Here is a 16,707-nt window from a genome sequence, read left to right on the forward strand (position 1 = left end):
CAAAAATATTTTGTCAGGCGGTTGTCGGTTCCGGCGCGCCGTTCGGGATACCCCATGAAAGCCGATCAAGACGCATTCTCATGGGGAGTTCAGGAATGCCTTACCAGACCGCTGCATCCATTTTGACCCTGGGCGCTACCGCGCGCCGCCGAGCCTTTGTTGCGCTGCTGGCGGTGGCACCCGTGCTGCCAGGCATTGTCCAGGCCGAGCCGGGCAGCCAGAGCCAGGCCCGCGACTACCAGATCGCCCCCGGCAACCTCGACCAGGTGCTGAACCGCTTTGCCAGTGCGGCGGGCATTCTCCTGTCGGTGGATGCGAGCATGACGGCCGGCAAGCACAGCCAGGGCCTGCAAGGCCGCTACGAAGTGGCGCAAGGGCTGCACCAGCTCCTCGCGGGGACCGGCCTGCAAGCCACCCAGAGTGGCGCCAGCTGGGGGCTGCAGCCAGTGGCCCAGGGCGCTGCGCTGGAGCTGGGGCCAACCCGCATCGGCGCCACCCAAGTGGATGAAAATGCGTGGGGCGCGGTGCCGGGGATCGTGGCCAAGCGCAGCGCCACCGGCAGCAAGACCGACTCGGCGCTGGTGGAGATTCCGCAGACCATCAACGTGATCGGCGCCAAGGAAATCAGCGCCCGTGGTGCCCAGAGCGTGACCGAGGCGCTGCTCTATACCCCGGGCATGACCGGCGGCGGCTTTTCCGACCGGGTGAAGATTTTCGACGAACCCACCTCCCGTGGTTTTTCACCGACTCCGCTGTACCTCGACGGCCTGCACTTGCCCTATGGCGGTGGCAGTACCGGTGGTGCCCTGCAGATCGAGCCCTATTCCCTGGAGCGCATCGAAGTGCTCAAGGGCCCGGCCTCGGTGCTCTACGGGCAGAACCAGCCGGGCGGGATCGTCAACATGGTCAGCAAGCGGCCCACCGAGACCCCCGTGCATCAGCTGAAAGTGGAAGCCGGCAGCTACGACCACAAGAGCATCGCCCTGGACCTGGGCGGCCCGCTGGATGAGCAGGGGCAGTTCCTCTATCGCCTGACCGGCCTGGCCAGCGACAGCCAGGACGCCATCGATTACGTGCAGCGCCAGCGTCAGTTCATTGCCCCGAGCCTGACCTGGCGGCCGGATGACGACACCCAACTGACGGTGTTTGCCCAGTTCCAGAAGGACAACGACGTGCCCGAGGCCCAGGGCCTGCCCAGCGTGGGCACGGTGTTCGCCAACCCCAACGGCAAGATCGACCGCGACCTGTTTCTCGGCGAGCCCGGGGTCAATGCCTACGACCGTGACCAGTTCGTCGTGGGCTACGAGTTCTCCCATCGCCTGAACGATGTCTGGACCCTGAAGCAGAATGCCCGCTACGCCGACGTCGACGACCGTTACCGTGCGCCGCTGCACGGCTACAAGTTCGTCACCAACCCCAAGACCGGGCTCGACGACCAGCGCTACATGACCCGCTACGGGGTCGACTGGAAGCAGCACAACAAGGTCTTCGGCGTGGATAACATCGCCCAGGCCGAGTTCGACACCGGGCCGTTCAACCACACGGTGCTGGTGGGACTGGATTACTACCACTTCAATTCGAAATACCACGGCAAGTACGACTACAACCCGCCGATTCTCGACATGTTCACCCCCACCTACGGCCAGTCGCTGAATTTCGGCAACGCTTACCAGTGGGACAACACCATCATCCAGACCGGCCTCTACGTGCAGGACCAGATCAAGTACGAGAAGTGGGTCCTGGTGCTGGGCGGTCGCAACGATTGGGCGGAAACCGACAACAAGGCGCCGCTGGGTGGGGCCCATACCAACGTCAAGAACCAGTCTTTCACCGGGCGCGGGGGGCTGGTGTACCTGTTCGACAACGGGCTGGCGCCCTTTGTCAGCTACTCGGAATCCTTCCTGCCGTTGAGCGGCACCAGCTTCCAGCGCAGTGCGTTCGAGCCTTCCACCGGCAAGCAGTACGAAGTGGGGGTGAAATTCCAGCCTCCGGGCCAGGAGAGTTTCGTCCAGGTATCGGCCTATCAGCTGGACCAGGAGAACATTCTGACCACCGACCTGGCCAACCCCGGGTTCAGTATCCAGAGCGGCGCGGTGCGCTCCCGGGGTATCGAGCTTGAAGCCAAGGCCAGCCTCAGCGAGTCGCTGGACGTGATTGCCTCGGCGTCGCGCAACGACATCAAGTACACCAAGGACAACGATGGCCGCGAGGGTCGCCACCCGGCGGGCATGCCACCCCTGACTGCTGCGTTGTGGCTCAACTACACCATCCTGGGCGACACCCCCCTGGCAGGCCTGGGAGCGGGCGTCGGCGCCCGCTACGTCAAGGGCAGCTACGGCACCGACTACGACGGCGCCTTCCAGATCCCTTCCTACACCGTGTACGACGCCGGCCTGACCTACGACCTTGAAAAGTCGCCGTTGCAGCTCAAGGGCGTGAAGCTGGCGCTGAACGTGAAGAACCTCACCGACAAGACCTACGTCGCCAACTGCACCAGCATCTGGGACTGCTACTACGGCGAAGGCCGGACCATGGTCTCGAGCCTGACTTATGACTGGTAAGGGGTTGTCTGACTGATTTGCAGGTCCCGGGTTCGCTTTCGGCTGTTTGTGGGAGCTGGCTTGCCAGCGAAGGCGTCTGCCAGGCCGCCTTCGCTATCAAGGATTCTGCAAGAACACCACGTAGCCCTTGAACCAGGGGCTGTCGCGCAGGGCCTGGGGTTCCTGCCATTCACCGCCCTGGATCAGGCCGACCTTGTAGGGCAGGCCCATGCGGTCCAGGCGCGGCAGGTAGCTGGCGTAGTTGGGGATGCTGCGGCGGCCCTGGTAGGTCTGCACCACCACTTCGTCCACCACGCCCTTGAGCTGGCCGATGGCTTGCGGGTCGGCGTTGCTGCCCCAGTCCATCAACCCGGTGATGCTCAGGCGGTAGTGCGCCGGCAGGCGCTGGCGCAGGTCGCGCAGGAAGTGGCCATAGCGCTCCAGGTCGTGGGTGCTGCTGTCGAAATCGATCTGGATGCCCACCACCTGGGTGCCCGTGGCCTGCCAACGCCGGACCTGGCCCAGCAACTGGTCATACAGCGGTTCGGGCCAGGCCAGGGTGTGGGCGCGGTAGACCACCCACACCTGCTCCTGGGGTAGGCGCGACACCGGCAGGCCCTGGGCGATGAGCTGGACGCCGCTGGCCGGATGGCGCCGCGAACGGCTGATCTGGCCCTGGAGGAGGTACAGGGTCCTGGCCTGGCCCAGCACCGGCTGGGTCTTGACCCCGCTCCATAGCCAGAATGCGTCGTAGTCGGTGGCGTCCACTGCCGCGCTGGCCGGCGTTGCCCAGCACAGCCACAGCAGCAGGCCATAGCCCAGGCGCTTGCCTACCAGTAGTAACGCAGCGACTGGGCCCACTGGGTATCCCCCAACTTGGTCTTCAACTGGCGGAACCAGGCCTTGCGCACGGCGGGCTCGACACCGGCACCGCCACAGTTGTTATGGCCCGAGGAGGCGTAGCAGTTGATGGCTCGGTACAGCGCGTAGGCGCGATCGTCACGGCTGGCCTTGGGGTTGTTGATCACCACCTGATAACCGTCGAGCCGCGAGAACGGCTTGCCCGGGAACGTGTCCTGGGTGCCGCCCAGGTTCTGGGCCGGTGGCGGGGTGTCCAGGGGCATGCGGTCGAAGCCGCTGAAACGCATGAACTCGCCGAGGCAGAGCAGCCCGGCCGGCGCTTTCGGGTCACGCTGCAGGAGCGCGGCAGTCTCCAATAGGCTTGGGCAGCGGTAGTCGGGTTTTTCTTCTTCGGGCTGTGGGCCATTCCAGTGGAAGTCCTGCAACGGCGGGGTATCGAGGTAGATGTAGCCCAGGCTGGCGGCAAGGCTAGCGTCGGGCAGGGTGGGCGGCAGTTGCTCGAAGTCTTTGCCGAAGGCCGCGTACTGGCCGCGGGTCAGGTCCTTGTACAGCAGGATAAAGCGCGCGGCGTTGCGCTCCGCTGGCGAGTCGGCCTGCTGTGCCTGCTGGCGCAGCAGTTGGGGAGAGGCCACCTGGCGCAGGAGAATGGCGCGCACCTGGGCGGTCTTGATCGGCGAGTCGGCGGCGAACACCTTGGCCAGTTGCCCGCTGCGCTCGTAGGTGTAGGCCAGGGCCAGTTCCAGCTGTTCGCGTTGCAGCGGTTGCTGGGCCAGGGGCAGCAGTTGCAGCCACAGCGCCTCGGCGCCTTTCCAGTCCTTTTGGGCCTGCAGGGCCAGGCCACGCAGGATCTGCTGGCTGAAGCTCAGGTAGTCCAGTTGCGCCGGCACTTGGCTGGGCAATTGTTTGAGCGCCGCCGCCGGTTGTTTTTCGACATACAGGCTGAAAGCGGCCTGGAGATAGTCGAACAGCGCCGGCTGGCTGGCGAACAGGGCCTTCTGCTGTTGCAGGGCGTCCCGGGTCAGGGGCGCCGATGGGGCGTCGCGCATGCGCATCAGGTCCTTGACCGCCAGCAGTAGCGGAGCCTTGAAGTGGTCTTCGGGCAGGCTCAGCAGTTTGTAGTCGACTTCTTCCACCAGGTCGTCCAGAGGCATGTTGCGCGGGGTGCCGGGAGCCTGGGTCAGTTGCCAGGCGTAGTCCTCGGCCAGGGCCTGGGTGTCGCCCGTCAGCCAGTGCACACGGCGGATCAGACCCTTGGCAGAAACGGCGTAGCGGCCCTGTGGATAAGTCTTCAGGTAGGCCTCGAAACCGGCGCCGGCCTGTTGCAGGACGGGTTTGTCCACATGCTCCAGATTGACCATGCTCCATTCATCGAAGGCGTTCTGCTGGGCCAGGTTGAGCAGGGTGCGCGGGCTCATGTAGGCCGCGGTTTCGGCCAGCCAGGGCTGGGGACTGTCCTTGAGCGCGGCAAAACCGTTGCCGGCTTCGTTGAAGCGGCCGCTGTAGAAGTCGGCGGCGGCCTGCAGGTAGCCGGCGAACGCCTTGGCCGCCGCCGAGTTCAGGTTGGCCGGCAGCAGCTTGCTCATTTCGCTGGCGTTCCAGTCGCAGCTGGCCAGCAGTTGCACCCGGGCCTCGGCCAGGGCCTGGCGTTCTTCGGGGCTCAGTGGCGCCTGGTCGAGCTGCTCGACAAAAGCCAGGGCACTGTCGTCCGAGTTGCTGCGGCAGCGGCTGCCTTCTCCGGAGAGAAAGCCGTTCCCGGCGGCTTCCTTGCTATCGCGACGCAGGCCCACGGCCTGCAGCAGGCTGTCGAGCTGCTCGGTGGCGGGCGAGGGGCCGGGCTTGGGTGGGTTGCCAGTGTCGGGATCGAGCTCGGGCTGCGCCGGGTGCAGGCGATAGTGCATGAAGGGCACAGGGCCGTAGCCCATGCCCAGCTCATCCTGGGTCAGGGCCCGGGGTGCCAGGGGCAGGCTGCCTTGGTCGGCCAGCAGCAGCCGCAGGTTGACCCGGCTGTCGTTGCCCGGGCTGAGAAAGGGCAGGTTGCTGCAACCGTCCAGGCGATTTGAGTAGAGCGACCAGCTCGGCGAGCAGATGTCATCCGAGCTGGCCTGGGCCTGGCCGGCGCACAGGGCGGTGAGGGTCAATGCCGAGAGCAGAAGCTTGCGCATGAATTGTCCTTAATTCAGAAAAGCCATGAGGGCAGGTTCCGAGTGTGGCGAAAATCATACAGAAGGCGCCGGCTGGCACCTACGTCGCTGGTTAGAAAATCCGCCGTTCTGTGACGCGCCTTTGCTGTGCTCCGGTCTATGTTCATCCATTGCCGGTGATGGCCGGGCCCGACCCCGTACCGCGGTCCCCGAGGGCAATCGGCAGGCGTCGCACATGACATTCGAGGAGCGGCTTTTTACCCTTGCGTCTGTGCTTTGCGGTTTTCCAGGCAAAGGACGATGCTGTCGGGGTTTGAGCGACCAGATCTGGCGAGTTTATGGGGAGCAAGGAATGGATTTTCGCAGAGCGCCGGAGTTGATCGGGCGTTTGCAAGAGCGGGCCGTCGTGCCTCGGGAGCAAGGTGTGCAGCGGCTGATGCGCTTGGCGCTTGAGTATTGGTTGCTGCCGGTGTTGCTGTTGGCTGCGGCCGTTCGCTTTTATGACCTGACCGCCGCGGCCATCTGGGGCGACGAAGGTTCCAGCCTGGTGCTCAGCCAGTATTCGCTGAGCGAAATCTGGTTTCATGCGGCCCGCGACGTCCATCCGCCGCTGTATTTCATGCTCTTGCGTGGTTGGATTGAGCTGTTCGGCGACGGGATTTTTTCCATTCGCACCTTCAGCGCGCTGCCAGGGACAGTTACCGTAGGGCTCGGCATGTGGCTGGTGGCGCTGCTGGCGACCCGTCGCGCGGCGATTCTCGCCGGTGTGCTGCTGGCCCTGCTGCCCACGGCCGTGCGCTACAGCCAGGAAGTGCGCATGTATGCGCTGCTGGGCCTGTTGCTGTTGGGAGCGACCCTGGCCCTGGTGTACTGGTTGCGCCAGCCTTCGCGTCCCGGCTATCTGTTGAGCTACGCACTGCTGATGACCCTGGCTTTCTACACCCATTACTTCACGGTGTTCTGCGTGCTGGCGCACTGGCTGTACCTGGCCGTTTCGGGCGTGCGCGTCGAGGGTGGCGGGCGCCTGGTCACCCGCCCGGCCTGGTGGCTGGCGAATGCGGCGATCGTGCTGCTGTTCCTGCCCTGGGTTCCGGAGTTGCTGGACCTGCTGCGGCACATGGACGAGTTGAAGGCTAACGGCGATGTCGGCTGGGAGCCGGTGGTCACCTGGTCTTCGCTGCCGGCGATGGTCTGGCAATTGCTGATCCAGGACGAAGGCGACAACCTGCCAGGCGCGCTGTTCGTGGGCATGCCGCTGCTGTTGCTGGCGGTCTGTAGCGTCCTGGCCTGGCGTGATGGTGCACCTGCCAGGTTCGGCGGGCTGCTGGCGAGTTTCACCCTGCTGCCTTTGTTGTTGGTGTTTGCGGTGTCGTTCGCTTCGCCAGTGTTTATCGAACGCTACCTGACCGCGTATGCCTTGGGCTTGCCGATGATCATGGCGGTGCTCATCGATCGCTGGCTTAAGACTGCCCGGCTGGTGGCGCTGGCGTTGCTGCTGGGGTTCGTGGGGCTGGAAGCGGTGGGGCTGAAAAACAACATCGATGTCGACGCCAACGACCAGATCAGCGTGATGGTCGACTATGTCAACCGGCACTACGTCGCGGGCGACCGCATCGTTATCAGCGACATGCTCTGGTACTTGAGCTACGTCTACTACAACCGCACCGATGCCCAGCCGATGCTCTATACGCCGCCGCTGCCGGGAGGCACCTCCAGCAGGCCGAACGCCTACGGCTTCGGCACCCTGATCGACCACCCGGATCAGGTCTACCTGGATCACTTGAGCGCCTTGTCAGTGGGCAGCGGGCGGTATTGGCTGGTGGGGTCGGACGATCAGTCCGAGGAATTCGCGCCATTGCCCCAGGGGTGGCACAAAGTCGGTCAGTTCGCCGCGGGTGGTACTCGGGCCCGCTTGTTTGTCCTCTGTGACTCGGCAGCCGGCGCCTCCTGTGCCGGGCAATGAACGCGCAGGGTGCCGTTCGGAAGTTCGAGGCCTTGTGTCTTGCAGCGCGACCTAGACTTGCATCAGGAGTCACAGTCCTGTCCCCGCTTGCGGGGCACCGAGGTGCATCATGCGTATGGCAAGAACCGTGCAGCGCAGCCTGGAACAAGCCGCTTGCGAGTTTGATCTGGTGACCCATCCACACTCCGCCAGCAGCCTGGAAACGGCGCGGGTGGCGGGGGTACCGGCGGAGCGGGTGGCCAAGTCGGTGATCCTCGACGATCACCACGGCCATTACCTGATGGCGGTGTTGCCGGCCAGTCGGCACCTGGACCTCGGCAAGGTGCGCGGCAGCGGCGAATGGCAGGTCACCCGGGAAAGCACCCTGGCCCACCTGTTCAACGACTGCGAGCGCGGCGCGGTGCCGGCCCTGGGCGAGTCCTATGGGCTGGACGTGGTGATCGACCCGCTGCTGACCCGGCAGAAAGACATCTACCTGGAAGCTGGCAACCACCACAACCTGGTGCACATGAGCATGGCCCAGTACCTGAAGCTGGTGCCCCACGCCGAGGTTTGCGAAGTCTCGCACTGATCAGGAGCCCGACCATGGAAGCACCGACCCACAGCCTGCCGGCGTTGTTCAAGCAGTTGGGGCTGGCCGATGACCCGGTGAGCATCGAGCGTTTCATTGCCACCCATTCGCCGCTCAAACCGGAGCTGCACCTGGCGGACGCGTTTTTCTGGAGCGAGAGCCAGGCCGACTTTCTGCGCACGGAAGTGCTCGATGATGCGGATTGGGCCGAGGTGGTGGATCAGTTGGATGTGTTGTTGAGGAAGGGGCGTGGGGGCTGATGAGCTGTAGTTGTTGATAGGGAGGATTTGGACCAGAATCACGACCTGAATTGAGGTCATGATTATGCAGAGTATTCTGGCTGACAAAGCCGTCAGCGTATCTGAGTTGAAGAAAAACCCTTCTGCCGTCTTGAGTGGTGCCCAGGGCGGGCCAGTGGCGGTGTTGAATCACAATCGTGTCATGGGCTACATGGTTCCGGCCGAGGTTTTCGAAGCGTTGATGGAACGCCTGGATGATCTGGAGTTGGCCGAAATCATCCGCGAGCGCAGCCATGAGACGCCCGTTCCGGTCAGTCTGGATGACTTATAGCCTTGAGTTCCTGCCTTCGGCACACAAGGAATGGAACAAGTTGGGGCATACGCTTCGAGAGCAATTCAAGAAAAAGCTCGCCGAACGGCTTGAGGTGCCGCGAATCCCTGCTGATGCCCTGCATGGGCTTCCCGATTGATACAAAATCAAACTCAAGGCTTCGGGCTACCGATTGGTTTATCAAGTGATCGAAGAGCGCGTAGTGGTTTGCGTGGTTGCGGTCGGCAAGCGCGAGCGTGGAACCGTTTACGAGCAGGCCAGGAAACGCTGAGGTTCGCTGGCAAGCTGTGCATCTTCACTATCAGGCAATTGTTACAAAACTTGACTGGATTTATCCGTCAATGACATATTGATAGTTAGCAAACTAACAGTGTGCAAACAATCTTGTGTCCAGCTCCCTTGAATCACTCCACATGAATATCAGCAGTGGCATGGTGGTCGCGTCCCGGCATTGGCGGCGGATCTGCCAGACCACGCTGGTCAACTTCGGCATTTCCGAAGCCTGCGCGGTGCCGCTGTTGATGATCGGGCGCCTGGGCGAGGGCGTGCGCCAGGTCACGGTGGCCCAGGCCGCAGGGATGGAAAGCCCGTCCCTGGTGCGCCTGCTGGATCAACTGTGCAGCGCCGGCTACGTGTGCCGCAGTGAAGACCCCCACGACCGCCGGGCCAAATGCCTGAGCCTGACCGACACCGGTCGCGAGCTGGTGCAGGCGGTGGAAAGCGAGTTGGTGCGCCTGCGTCATGAAGTGCTGGAAGGCATTGGCAGCGCCGACCTGGAAGCGGCGTTGCGGGTGATCCGCGCGTTCGAGTCCGCCAGTCATGTACCGGTGCTGCCATCTTGAAAGGCTTCTTTACCGGCATGCCTCCCGCGCGGGACTGGTTCTATGGCGTACGTACCTTCGCCGCGTCGATGATCGCCCTGTACATCGCCATGCTGATGCAGATGCCCCGTCCGTATTGGGCGATGGCCACGGTGTACATCGTCTCCAGCCCCTACGTCGGCCCCACCAGTTCCAAGGCCCTGTACCGGGCGATCGGCACCTTTCTCGGGGCGGCGGCCGCGGTGCTGTTCGTGCCGATGTTCGTGCAGAGCCCCTACCTGCTGGTGGTGATCATCGCCCTGTGGACCGGGATCCTGCTGTTCCTGTCCATGCACCTGCGCACTGCCAACAACTACGCCCTGATGCTGGCCGGCTACACCTTGCCGCTGATCGCCCTGCCGGTGGTGGACAACCCCCTGGGGGTCTGGGACGTCGCCGAGGCGCGGACCGAGGAAATCTTCCTCGGCATCGTTTGCGCCGCGGTGATCGGCAGCATGTTCTGGCCTCGGCGGCTGGCCCCGGTGTTCGTCGATTCCGCCGCCAAGTGGTTCGCCGATGCCGCGCTCTACAGCCAGCGCTTCCTGGCCCGCAACGTCCAGCCCGAGGAAGTCAGTGCCCTGCGCGCGTCCATGGTGGGCACCTTCAACACCCTGGAACTGATGATCGGCCAGTTGCCCCACGAGGGCGCCCGGCCGCAGACCGTGCGCAACACCAAGGAGCTGCGCGGGCGGATGATCAACCTGCTGCCGGTGGTGGATGCCCTGGACGATGCCCTGTATGCCCTGGAACGGCGTACCCCGGAGCTGGTGGCGCAGTTCGCCCCCTTGCTGGCCAAGGCCGATGAATGGCTGCAAGGCACCGCCCGGGATGCTTCGGTGGAACGCTGGCAGGCCCTGCGCGATGAACTCGAAGCCTTGCAGCCAAGCCCCGAAGCCCTGGATGACCGGCGCCAGCTGCTGATGTCCAACGCTCTGTATCGCCTCGGCGAGTGGATCGACCTGTGGCAGGACTGCCGCAGCCTGCAGCACGCCATCCAGAGTGAAAGCCAGGCGCCCTGGCGCGCGGTCTACCGGCATTGGCGGCTGGGCCGGCTGACGCCGTTTCTCGATCGCGGGCTGATGCTGTACTCGGCGGGCTCGACGGTCCTGGCGATCATCGTCGCCTCGGTGCTGTGGATTCTCCTGGGCTGGACCGACGGCGGCAGCGCCGTGATCCTGGCGGCGGTGGCCTGCAGTTTCTTTGCTTCCATGGACGACCCGGCGCCGCAGATCTACCGGTTCTTTTTCTGGACCGCGATGTCGGTGCTGTTCGCCAGCCTCTACCTGTTCCTGATCCTGCCCAACCTGCACGACTTCCCGATGCTGGTGCTGGCCTTTGCCGTGCCGTTCATTTGCGTCGGCACCCTGACGGTGCAGCCGCGGTTCTACCTCGGCATGCTGCTGACCATCGTCAACACCTCGTCCTTCATCAGCATCCAGGGCGCCTACGACGCGGACTTCCTGAGTTTTGCCAACTCCAACCTGGCCGGCCCCATGGGCCTGCTGTTCGCCTTTGTCTGGACCCTGATCGCCCGGCCGTTCGGCTCCGAACTGGCGGCCAAGCGCCTGACCCGCTTCAGCTGGCGCGACATCGTCAGCCTCAGCGAACCGGCGACCCTGGCCGAACACCGGCACATGGGGGCACAGATGCTCGACCGCCTGATGCAGCACCTGCCGCGCCTGGCCATGACCGGGCAGGACACCGGCATAGCCCTGCGGGAGTTGCGCGTGGCGCTCAATGTGCTGGACCTGCTGGCCTACGCACCGCGGGTGCAGGGCGTGGCCCAGAGCCTGCTGCGCCAGGTGGTGGCCGAGGTGGGCGAGTACTTCAAGGCCTGCCTCAAGGCCGGCGAACGCCTGCCGGCCCCCAGCGGGCTGCTGATGACCCTCGACCGTACCCGCCGCGCCCTCGGCAGCCAGGGCCTGCAAGGCGATCACGAAACCCGCCTGCACCTGCTGCACGCCCTCAGCGGCCTGCGCCTGGCGCTGTTGCCGGGGGTGGAATTCGTCGCCACCGGCGAGCTTGAAGAACCCCTTCCCCATGGCATCGATGGAGCGCCCCTATGATCGGTGATCTGGATATCAGCGGGGTGTTCCTGCCCACGCTGCTGGTGCTGATGGGCATCACTTATGGCTTGTACCTGCTGGTGCACGGGGTGCTGACGCGCTTGCACTTTTATCGTCTGGTCTGGCACCGGGCGCTGTTCAACGTGGGTCTCTACGCTCTGCTACTGGGCGCCGTGGACTCTCTCAGTCGATACCTGATGACATGAAAAAACCTTTATTGACCATTGGCCGTGTGGTCCTGACGTTACTGGTGGTGACCTTCGCGGTCGTGGTGGTCTGGCGCATGGTGATGTACTACATGTTCGCGCCCTGGACCCGGGACGGGCATATCCGTGCCGATATCGTACAGATCGCTCCGGACGTGTCCGGGCTGATCCAGCAAGTGCAGGTGCGTGACAACCAACTGGTGCAGCGCGGTCAGGTGCTGTTCAGCATCGACCAGGACCGCTTCAAGCTGGCCCTGCGCCAGGCCAAGGCGGCCCTGGCCGACCGCCAGGAAACCCTGGCCCAGGCCCAGCGCGAGGCCAAGCGCAACCGTGGCCTGGGCAACCTGGTGCCGCGCGAGCAACTGGAAGAAAGCCAGTCCCGCGAGGCCCGCGCCCAGTCGGCCCTGGCCGAGGCCCAGGTGGCGGTGGACAGCGCCCAGCTCAACCTCGACCGCTCGGTGGTACGCAGCCCGGTGGACGGCTACGTCAACGACCGTGCACCGCGCACCCAGGAATTCGTCACCGCCGGGCGCCCGGTGCTATCGGTGGTGGACAGCAACTCCTTCCACATCGATGGCTATTTCGAAGAGACCAAGCTCGATGGCATCCATGTCGGCCAGGCCGTGGATATCCGCGTGATCGGCGACCGTGCGCGGCTGCGCGGGCATGTGGAAAGCATCGTCGCCGGGATCGAGGACCGTGATCGCAGCAGCGGCTCCAACCTGTTGCCCAACGTCAACCCGGCCTTCAGCTGGGTGCGCCTGGCGCAACGGATTCCGGTGCGCATCGCCTTCGACGATGTGCCGGCGGACTTTCGCATGATCGCCGGGCGCACCGCCACGGTGTCGATCCTCGACGACCAGGCCAAGCAGGAGCCCGGCCAATGAACAACGGCGCGCGTTTGGCCCTGGCTGGGCTCGGCCTGCTGCTCTCGGCCTGCCAGATGGTCGGGCCGGATTACCAGGTGCCCGGGGATGCGGCGGTGCAGCGCAAGGATTTGCAGGGCCAGTTGAGCGCCAAGGGCGCCAACGTGGTGTCGGCGCCGGTGCCTGCCGACTGGTGGCGGCTGTACCAGGACCCGCGCCTGGACCAGCTGGTGCAGCAGGCCCTGGCTTCCAACACCGACCTGCGGGTGGCGGCGGCCAACCTGGCTCGGGCCCGTGCCCAGGTGGATGAAGCCCAGGCCGCCGGTGGCTGGAGCGGTGGGGTCAAGGCCGGGGTCGAGCGCCTGCAGGAATCCGGCGAAGCCTTCCTGCTGCCGGAAAAGGTGCCAGTGGCCAACGTCGGCAACCTGTCCATCAGCACCTCCTACCAGTTCGACCTGTTCGGCACCTTGCAGCGCGGCATCGAGGCGGCCCAGGCCAATGCCGACGCGACCCAGGCTGCGGCGGATACCGCGCGCATCACCCTGGTGGCGGACGTGGTGCGGGCCTACACCCAGGTTTGCGCGGCCAACGAAGAACGGGAAATTGCCGAGCACTCCCTGAGCCTGCAAGCCCAGAGCACCGAGCTGACCCAGCGCCTGCGCGATGCGGGGCGCGGCGACGAAACCCAGGTCACCCGTTCCCAGACCCAATTCAAATCCCTGCGTGCCGAACTGCCGCGCTATGAGGCGGCGCGCCAATCGGGCCTGTTCCGCCTGTCGATGCTGCTGGCCAAGCCGCTGGATCAATTGCCCGCCGGCACTGACAGTTGCGCCCAGTTGCCGCATATCACCCAGCTGTTACCGGTGGGCGATGGCGCGGCGCTGCTCAAGCGCCGCCCCGACGTACGGCAGGCCGAGCGCCAGCTGGCCGCCGCCACCGCGCGAATCGGCGTGGCCACCGGGGCCCTGTATCCGGATATCAGCATCGGCGCGACCGTCGGCACCGTGGGCATCCTCGACAACCTCGGCAAGCCTTCCACCAATCGCTGGGGCTTCGGCCCGCTGATCAGCTGGACGGTGCCGGCCAATGGCGCCCGCGAGCTCATTCATGAAGCCGAGGCCGCCAGCCAGGGCGCCCTGGCGCATTTCGATGGGGTGGTGCTCAACGCCATCCGCGAAACCCAGACCGGCCTGGCCCAGTACAGCGCGCAGCTGCAGCGCCGCGATGCCCTGGCGGATGCCGAGCAGTCGGCGCAACTGGCGGCGGACCAGACCCACCGCTTCTTCCAGGCCGGGCGCGCGTCCTTCCTCGCCGACCTGCAGGCTACCCGCACCTACACCGATATGCGCGCGCAACTGGCGGCGGCCAACACCCAGGTAGCCATGAGCCAGATCGATCTGTTCCTGGCCCTGGGCGGCGGTTGGGAAAGCGGACGAACGCAAGGCCCGAAACACGCGAAACCCTGAGGCGGTTGCTATGCTTTGATCAGTTGGAAAAGTGCCTTGTGCAACGTGCCTTCCAACCGATCAAAGCATGTGATGGTCATGGGGATTCCAATAATGAAAAACCCTTATGCTCCGGGCTTCTGGTGCGCGCTCTGCGCCCTGGTGCTGCTGTCTGCCACCTACTTCTACGGCATCATGCTGGCCCATCAGATCGACAAGGCCCTGGTGTTCCTCGACAGCGCCAGCGCGTTGATCGCGGTGATGGCCATCGGTGTGGTGGCCTGGGCCTCCTTTCAGGGCCAGAAAATCAAGAAGAAACAGCTCGAACAGAGCAAGACCCTGGTGGCCATCTGGGACACCAAGGTAGCCCTGCGCCGGGTCGAAACCGTATTCGACCGTTACTTCTGGGGCAGTTACTGGCAACCGGGGCGGACCTTCGCCGAAGTCATGGGTGAACTCACCGGCACCCCGCTGGAAAAGAGCCTGGAGGCCCTGAAGAAGCAGTGCATGCTGCTGGACAAGCAAGCCGAGGACGGTCACCACTGGCTGAGCAATGCCCGGGAGCTGTCGGATGTCGCCACCGCCATGGCGCGGGAGCGCTACCAGCTGGATTTCTGCGACCCGCGGGGCGAATCCCGGGGCAACAGCGCGGTGATCGACCGGGATTTCGAGGTCCTGGTGTACACCTGGAGCGCCCGGCTCAAGAGCTTCGATCATCAGCTCGATGCCTTGGAAATCGAATACTCCTAAAAGCCCCTTCCCCTGGCACTGTAACAGCGGCGGCTGCCGGTTTGCGGCAGCCGCTGCCCTGGCCATCTCCCCGCGCTCCACGGTTTTTCACATTCAAAGATTGGGCTCGCCCTAGCCGCCAGTGGTAATCTGCGCCGGTTTTACGCGGAGTCGAGCCGCAACCCGTCATGGGTTCAGGGAAGACGACCACACCTTCAAACAACGGATATTGATCGGGTCAGACATGAATAAATCAGCAGGCGTACTGTTAGGAATCGTCGTCGCAGTAGGTGCCATCAGTGCCGGCGGTGCCTGGTACACCGGCACCAAGCTGGAAGGGGTCCTGCAGCAGCAGGTGATCGAAAGCAACAAGGAACTGCAAGCGGCGCTGATCGGCTATGACGCCACCGCCACTCTGGAGCTGGTGTCCCTGGAGCGTGGCGTGTTCAGCAGCAATGCCCGCTACCGCCTCAAGACCCAGGGCGAGGTGTTCAACGGTGGGCTGGAACTGATGATCGCCGACCATATCGAACACGGCCCGCTGCCTTTCTCGCGCTTGATCCGCCTCAAGTGGCTGCCAGTCATGGCGTCCAGTCATTACGAGCTGGAGAACAACGGGCAGACCGACAAGTGGTTTGCCGCCACCAAGGGTGCTGCACCGTTCAAGGGCGTGGTCAATGTCGGCTATGACCTGTCCGCGGAGGGCACCCTGGATTTCGCTCCGATGGAACTGGCCCTGGATGAGCTGAACAACCTCAAGTTCTCTGGCCTGAATGCCACTTTCAGCGTCAGCGAAAATCGCCGCAAGGCCAAGGTCGATGGCTATATGGACAGCCTGAGCCTGTTCCTCAGTTCGCCGGACAAGGCCCCGCTCAAACTGGAAATCAACGGCCTGACCCTGGCCAGCAACCTGCAGAAAAGCAGCTTCGACTACTTCCTGGGCCAGAACACCCTGGAGCTCAGCGGCCTGAAGGCCACCTTCGGCGACAAGCAGTCGGTGCTGACCCTGAAGCACTTCGAGCAGAAGACCTTCAGCGAAGAAACCGGCAGCACAGTGGCGGGCCGTGCGGATTACCGAGTGGGCGAAATCGCCTTCGACGGCAAGACCGTGGGTTCGGCCGAGATGCTCTGGAGCATGAAGAGCCTCGACAGCCAGGGCATGCTCGATCTGGTCCAGGTCTACCAGAACGTGCTGCAGCCGTATCAGAAGGCCGCCACCGAGGCCTCTGCCGAGGGTGAACCGGCTCCGGAACTGCAAATGTCCGACGCCGAGCAGGTCAAGGTACGGGCTGCCGTGAACAAGGTCCTGGAAGCCAAGCCGCAGATCGCCCTGGAAAGCCTGGCATTCAAGACCGCCGGTGGTGAAAGCCGTTTCAGCCTGAGCCTGGATCTGGCCAAGCCGCAGAGCCTGGAGCTGCCGCCGGCTGAGCTGGGCAAGCAACTGGTCAGCCAGCTGGATGCCAAGCTGTCGCTGTCCAAGCCGATGGTGGCAGACATCGCCGCCCTGCAGGCCCAGGCCGAAGGCCAGACCGATGCCAAGCTGATCGCCGAGCAAAGCGCGGCCACTGCAGAAATGCTCAGTGCCATGGCCCTGTCCACCCAACTGGCCAAGCTGGAAGGCAATGACGTGGTGTCGGCCCTGCACTATGCCAATAACGAAGTGAACTTCAACGGCCAGAAAATGACCGTCGAGCAGTTCATCGGTTTGGTCATGAGCAAGCTGGGGGGCGTAGGCGCCCAGCAGTAAAGGTGCACGGGCCGCTTTGCGCGGCCCTTCTTGTGCAACCCCTGACGCCCGGCCTGTGCAGCCCACAGGTCGGGCGTTGTGCTGTCTGGAGCAAGGCGGTGAGGGCGGCTGCAGGCCCCGCAGAATCTGATTCTGAATAAAT

14 protein-coding genes and 1 pseudogene are annotated in these 16,707 nt (G+C 64.2%); 13 read left to right on the plus strand and 2 right to left on the minus strand.

The window, feature by feature from the left end; genetic code table 11:
- Positions 1 to 95: 95 nt before the first annotated feature.
- Positions 96 to 2,561, plus strand: coding sequence for a TonB-dependent siderophore receptor (locus AC1RL5_RS17515; protein ID WP_011058528.1), 2,466 nt, complete (start codon positions 96 to 98; stop codon positions 2,559 to 2,561).
- A gap of 96 nt (positions 2,562 to 2,657) precedes the next feature.
- On the opposite strand, the gene AC1RL5_RS17520 is transcribed toward AC1RL5_RS17515, so the two are convergent.
- Both AC1RL5_RS17520 and AC1RL5_RS17525 read right to left on the minus strand, forming a co-directional pair.
- Positions 2,658 to 3,401: a DUF3142 domain-containing protein gene (locus tag AC1RL5_RS17520; RefSeq protein WP_492589466.1), complete on the minus strand. Its 744-nt coding sequence runs from the start codon at positions 3,399 to 3,401 to the stop codon at positions 2,658 to 2,660.
- Positions 3,371 to 5,563 carry a PA5441 family protein gene (locus AC1RL5_RS17525; protein WP_072453129.1) on the minus strand — a complete coding sequence of 731 codons (2,193 nt, stop codon included), beginning with the start codon at positions 5,561 to 5,563 and terminating at the stop codon, positions 3,371 to 3,373. Before AC1RL5_RS17525 ends, AC1RL5_RS17520 begins: the two co-directional genes overlap by 31 nt.
- Before the next feature lie 331 nt (positions 5,564 to 5,894).
- On the opposite strand from AC1RL5_RS17525, the gene AC1RL5_RS17530 reads away from it, so the two are divergent.
- The 12 genes and pseudogenes from AC1RL5_RS17530 to AC1RL5_RS17585 all read left to right on the plus strand — a co-directional run bounded on the left by AC1RL5_RS17530 (position 5,895) and on the right by AC1RL5_RS17585 (position 16,565).
- The gene (locus AC1RL5_RS17530; protein ID WP_093410280.1) at positions 5,895 to 7,505 is read left to right on the plus strand and encodes a glycosyltransferase family 39 protein; all 1,611 of its coding nucleotides are present in this window, start codon (positions 5,895 to 5,897) and stop codon (positions 7,503 to 7,505) included.
- A 109-nt stretch (positions 7,506 to 7,614) separates the two neighbouring features.
- Positions 7,615 to 8,076 (plus strand): aminoacyl-tRNA deacylase, encoded by a 462-nt coding sequence (locus AC1RL5_RS17535; protein WP_041115071.1) that lies wholly within the window; start codon positions 7,615 to 7,617, stop codon positions 8,074 to 8,076.
- A 14-nt stretch (positions 8,077 to 8,090) separates the two neighbouring features.
- On the plus strand, positions 8,091 to 8,336 hold the full coding sequence (locus AC1RL5_RS17540; protein ID WP_011058533.1) for a DUF2789 domain-containing protein: 246 nt from the start codon (positions 8,091 to 8,093) through the stop codon (positions 8,334 to 8,336).
- Between the two features lie 64 nt (positions 8,337 to 8,400).
- The gene (locus tag AC1RL5_RS17545) at positions 8,401 to 8,646 is read left to right on the plus strand and encodes a type II toxin-antitoxin system Phd/YefM family antitoxin (RefSeq protein ID WP_011058534.1); all 246 of its coding nucleotides are present in this window, start codon (positions 8,401 to 8,403) and stop codon (positions 8,644 to 8,646) included.
- Positions 8,636 to 8,917 (plus strand): annotated as a pseudogene (locus AC1RL5_RS17550) (type II toxin-antitoxin system RelE family toxin). The gene AC1RL5_RS17545 and the pseudogene AC1RL5_RS17550 overlap by 11 nt, the downstream one beginning before the upstream one ends.
- Before the next feature lie 142 nt (positions 8,918 to 9,059).
- Positions 9,060 to 9,488, plus strand: coding sequence for a MarR family winged helix-turn-helix transcriptional regulator (locus AC1RL5_RS17555; protein WP_011058536.1), 429 nt, complete (start codon positions 9,060 to 9,062; stop codon positions 9,486 to 9,488).
- Complete coding sequence (locus tag AC1RL5_RS17560) at positions 9,485 to 11,572, plus strand: FUSC family protein (protein ID WP_072453123.1); 2,088 nt, start codon at positions 9,485 to 9,487, stop codon at positions 11,570 to 11,572. Before AC1RL5_RS17555 ends, AC1RL5_RS17560 begins: the two co-directional genes overlap by 4 nt.
- Positions 11,569 to 11,778 carry a DUF1656 domain-containing protein gene (locus tag AC1RL5_RS17565; RefSeq protein ID WP_011058538.1) on the plus strand — a complete coding sequence of 70 codons (210 nt, stop codon included), beginning with the start codon at positions 11,569 to 11,571 and terminating at the stop codon, positions 11,776 to 11,778. Before AC1RL5_RS17560 ends, AC1RL5_RS17565 begins: the two co-directional genes overlap by 4 nt.
- Complete coding sequence (locus AC1RL5_RS17570; protein ID WP_011058539.1) at positions 11,775 to 12,665, plus strand: efflux RND transporter periplasmic adaptor subunit; 891 nt, start codon at positions 11,775 to 11,777, stop codon at positions 12,663 to 12,665. Before AC1RL5_RS17565 ends, AC1RL5_RS17570 begins: the two co-directional genes overlap by 4 nt.
- On the plus strand, positions 12,662 to 14,110 hold the full coding sequence (locus AC1RL5_RS17575) for an efflux transporter outer membrane subunit (RefSeq protein ID WP_492589467.1): 1,449 nt from the start codon (positions 12,662 to 12,664) through the stop codon (positions 14,108 to 14,110). The genes AC1RL5_RS17570 and AC1RL5_RS17575 overlap by 4 nt, the downstream gene beginning before the upstream one ends.
- Positions 14,111 to 14,203: 93 nt before the next feature.
- Positions 14,204 to 14,839 carry an NADH:ubiquinone oxidoreductase subunit N gene (locus AC1RL5_RS17580; RefSeq protein ID WP_093410289.1) on the plus strand — a complete coding sequence of 212 codons (636 nt, stop codon included), beginning with the start codon at positions 14,204 to 14,206 and terminating at the stop codon, positions 14,837 to 14,839.
- 223 nt (positions 14,840 to 15,062) lie between these two features.
- Positions 15,063 to 16,565: a YdgA family protein gene (locus tag AC1RL5_RS17585; RefSeq protein WP_072453121.1), complete on the plus strand. Its 1,503-nt coding sequence runs from the start codon at positions 15,063 to 15,065 to the stop codon at positions 16,563 to 16,565.
- Positions 16,566 to 16,707 lie beyond the last annotated feature (142 nt).

The sequence above is a fragment of the Pseudomonas sp. GW822-FHT06D10 genome, assembly GCF_058799535.1.

Bases quoted from the DNA above. Each gene is read 5' to 3' on its own strand.
- AC1RL5_RS17515 (WP_011058528.1), top strand. From the start codon at position 96: ATGCCTTACCAGACCGCTGCATCCATTTTGACCCTGGGCGCTACCGCG.
- AC1RL5_RS17525 (WP_072453129.1), bottom strand. From the start codon at position 5,563: ATGCGCAAGCTTCTGCTCTCGGCATTGACCCTCACCGCCCTGTGCGCC.
- AC1RL5_RS17530 (WP_093410280.1), top strand. From the start codon at position 5,895: ATGGATTTTCGCAGAGCGCCGGAGTTGATCGGGCGTTTGCAAGAGCGG.
- AC1RL5_RS17535 (WP_041115071.1), top strand. From the start codon at position 7,615: ATGCGTATGGCAAGAACCGTGCAGCGCAGCCTGGAACAAGCCGCTTGC.
- AC1RL5_RS17540 (WP_011058533.1), top strand. From the start codon at position 8,091: ATGGAAGCACCGACCCACAGCCTGCCGGCGTTGTTCAAGCAGTTGGGG.
- AC1RL5_RS17545 (WP_011058534.1), top strand. From the start codon at position 8,401: ATGCAGAGTATTCTGGCTGACAAAGCCGTCAGCGTATCTGAGTTGAAG.
- AC1RL5_RS17555 (WP_011058536.1), top strand. From the start codon at position 9,060: ATGAATATCAGCAGTGGCATGGTGGTCGCGTCCCGGCATTGGCGGCGG.
- AC1RL5_RS17565 (WP_011058538.1), top strand. From the start codon at position 11,569: ATGATCGGTGATCTGGATATCAGCGGGGTGTTCCTGCCCACGCTGCTG.
- AC1RL5_RS17570 (WP_011058539.1), top strand. From the start codon at position 11,775: ATGAAAAAACCTTTATTGACCATTGGCCGTGTGGTCCTGACGTTACTG.
- AC1RL5_RS17575 (WP_492589467.1), top strand. From the start codon at position 12,662: ATGAACAACGGCGCGCGTTTGGCCCTGGCTGGGCTCGGCCTGCTGCTC.
- AC1RL5_RS17580 (WP_093410289.1), top strand. From the start codon at position 14,204: ATGAAAAACCCTTATGCTCCGGGCTTCTGGTGCGCGCTCTGCGCCCTG.
- AC1RL5_RS17585 (WP_072453121.1), top strand. From the start codon at position 15,063: ATGAATAAATCAGCAGGCGTACTGTTAGGAATCGTCGTCGCAGTAGGT.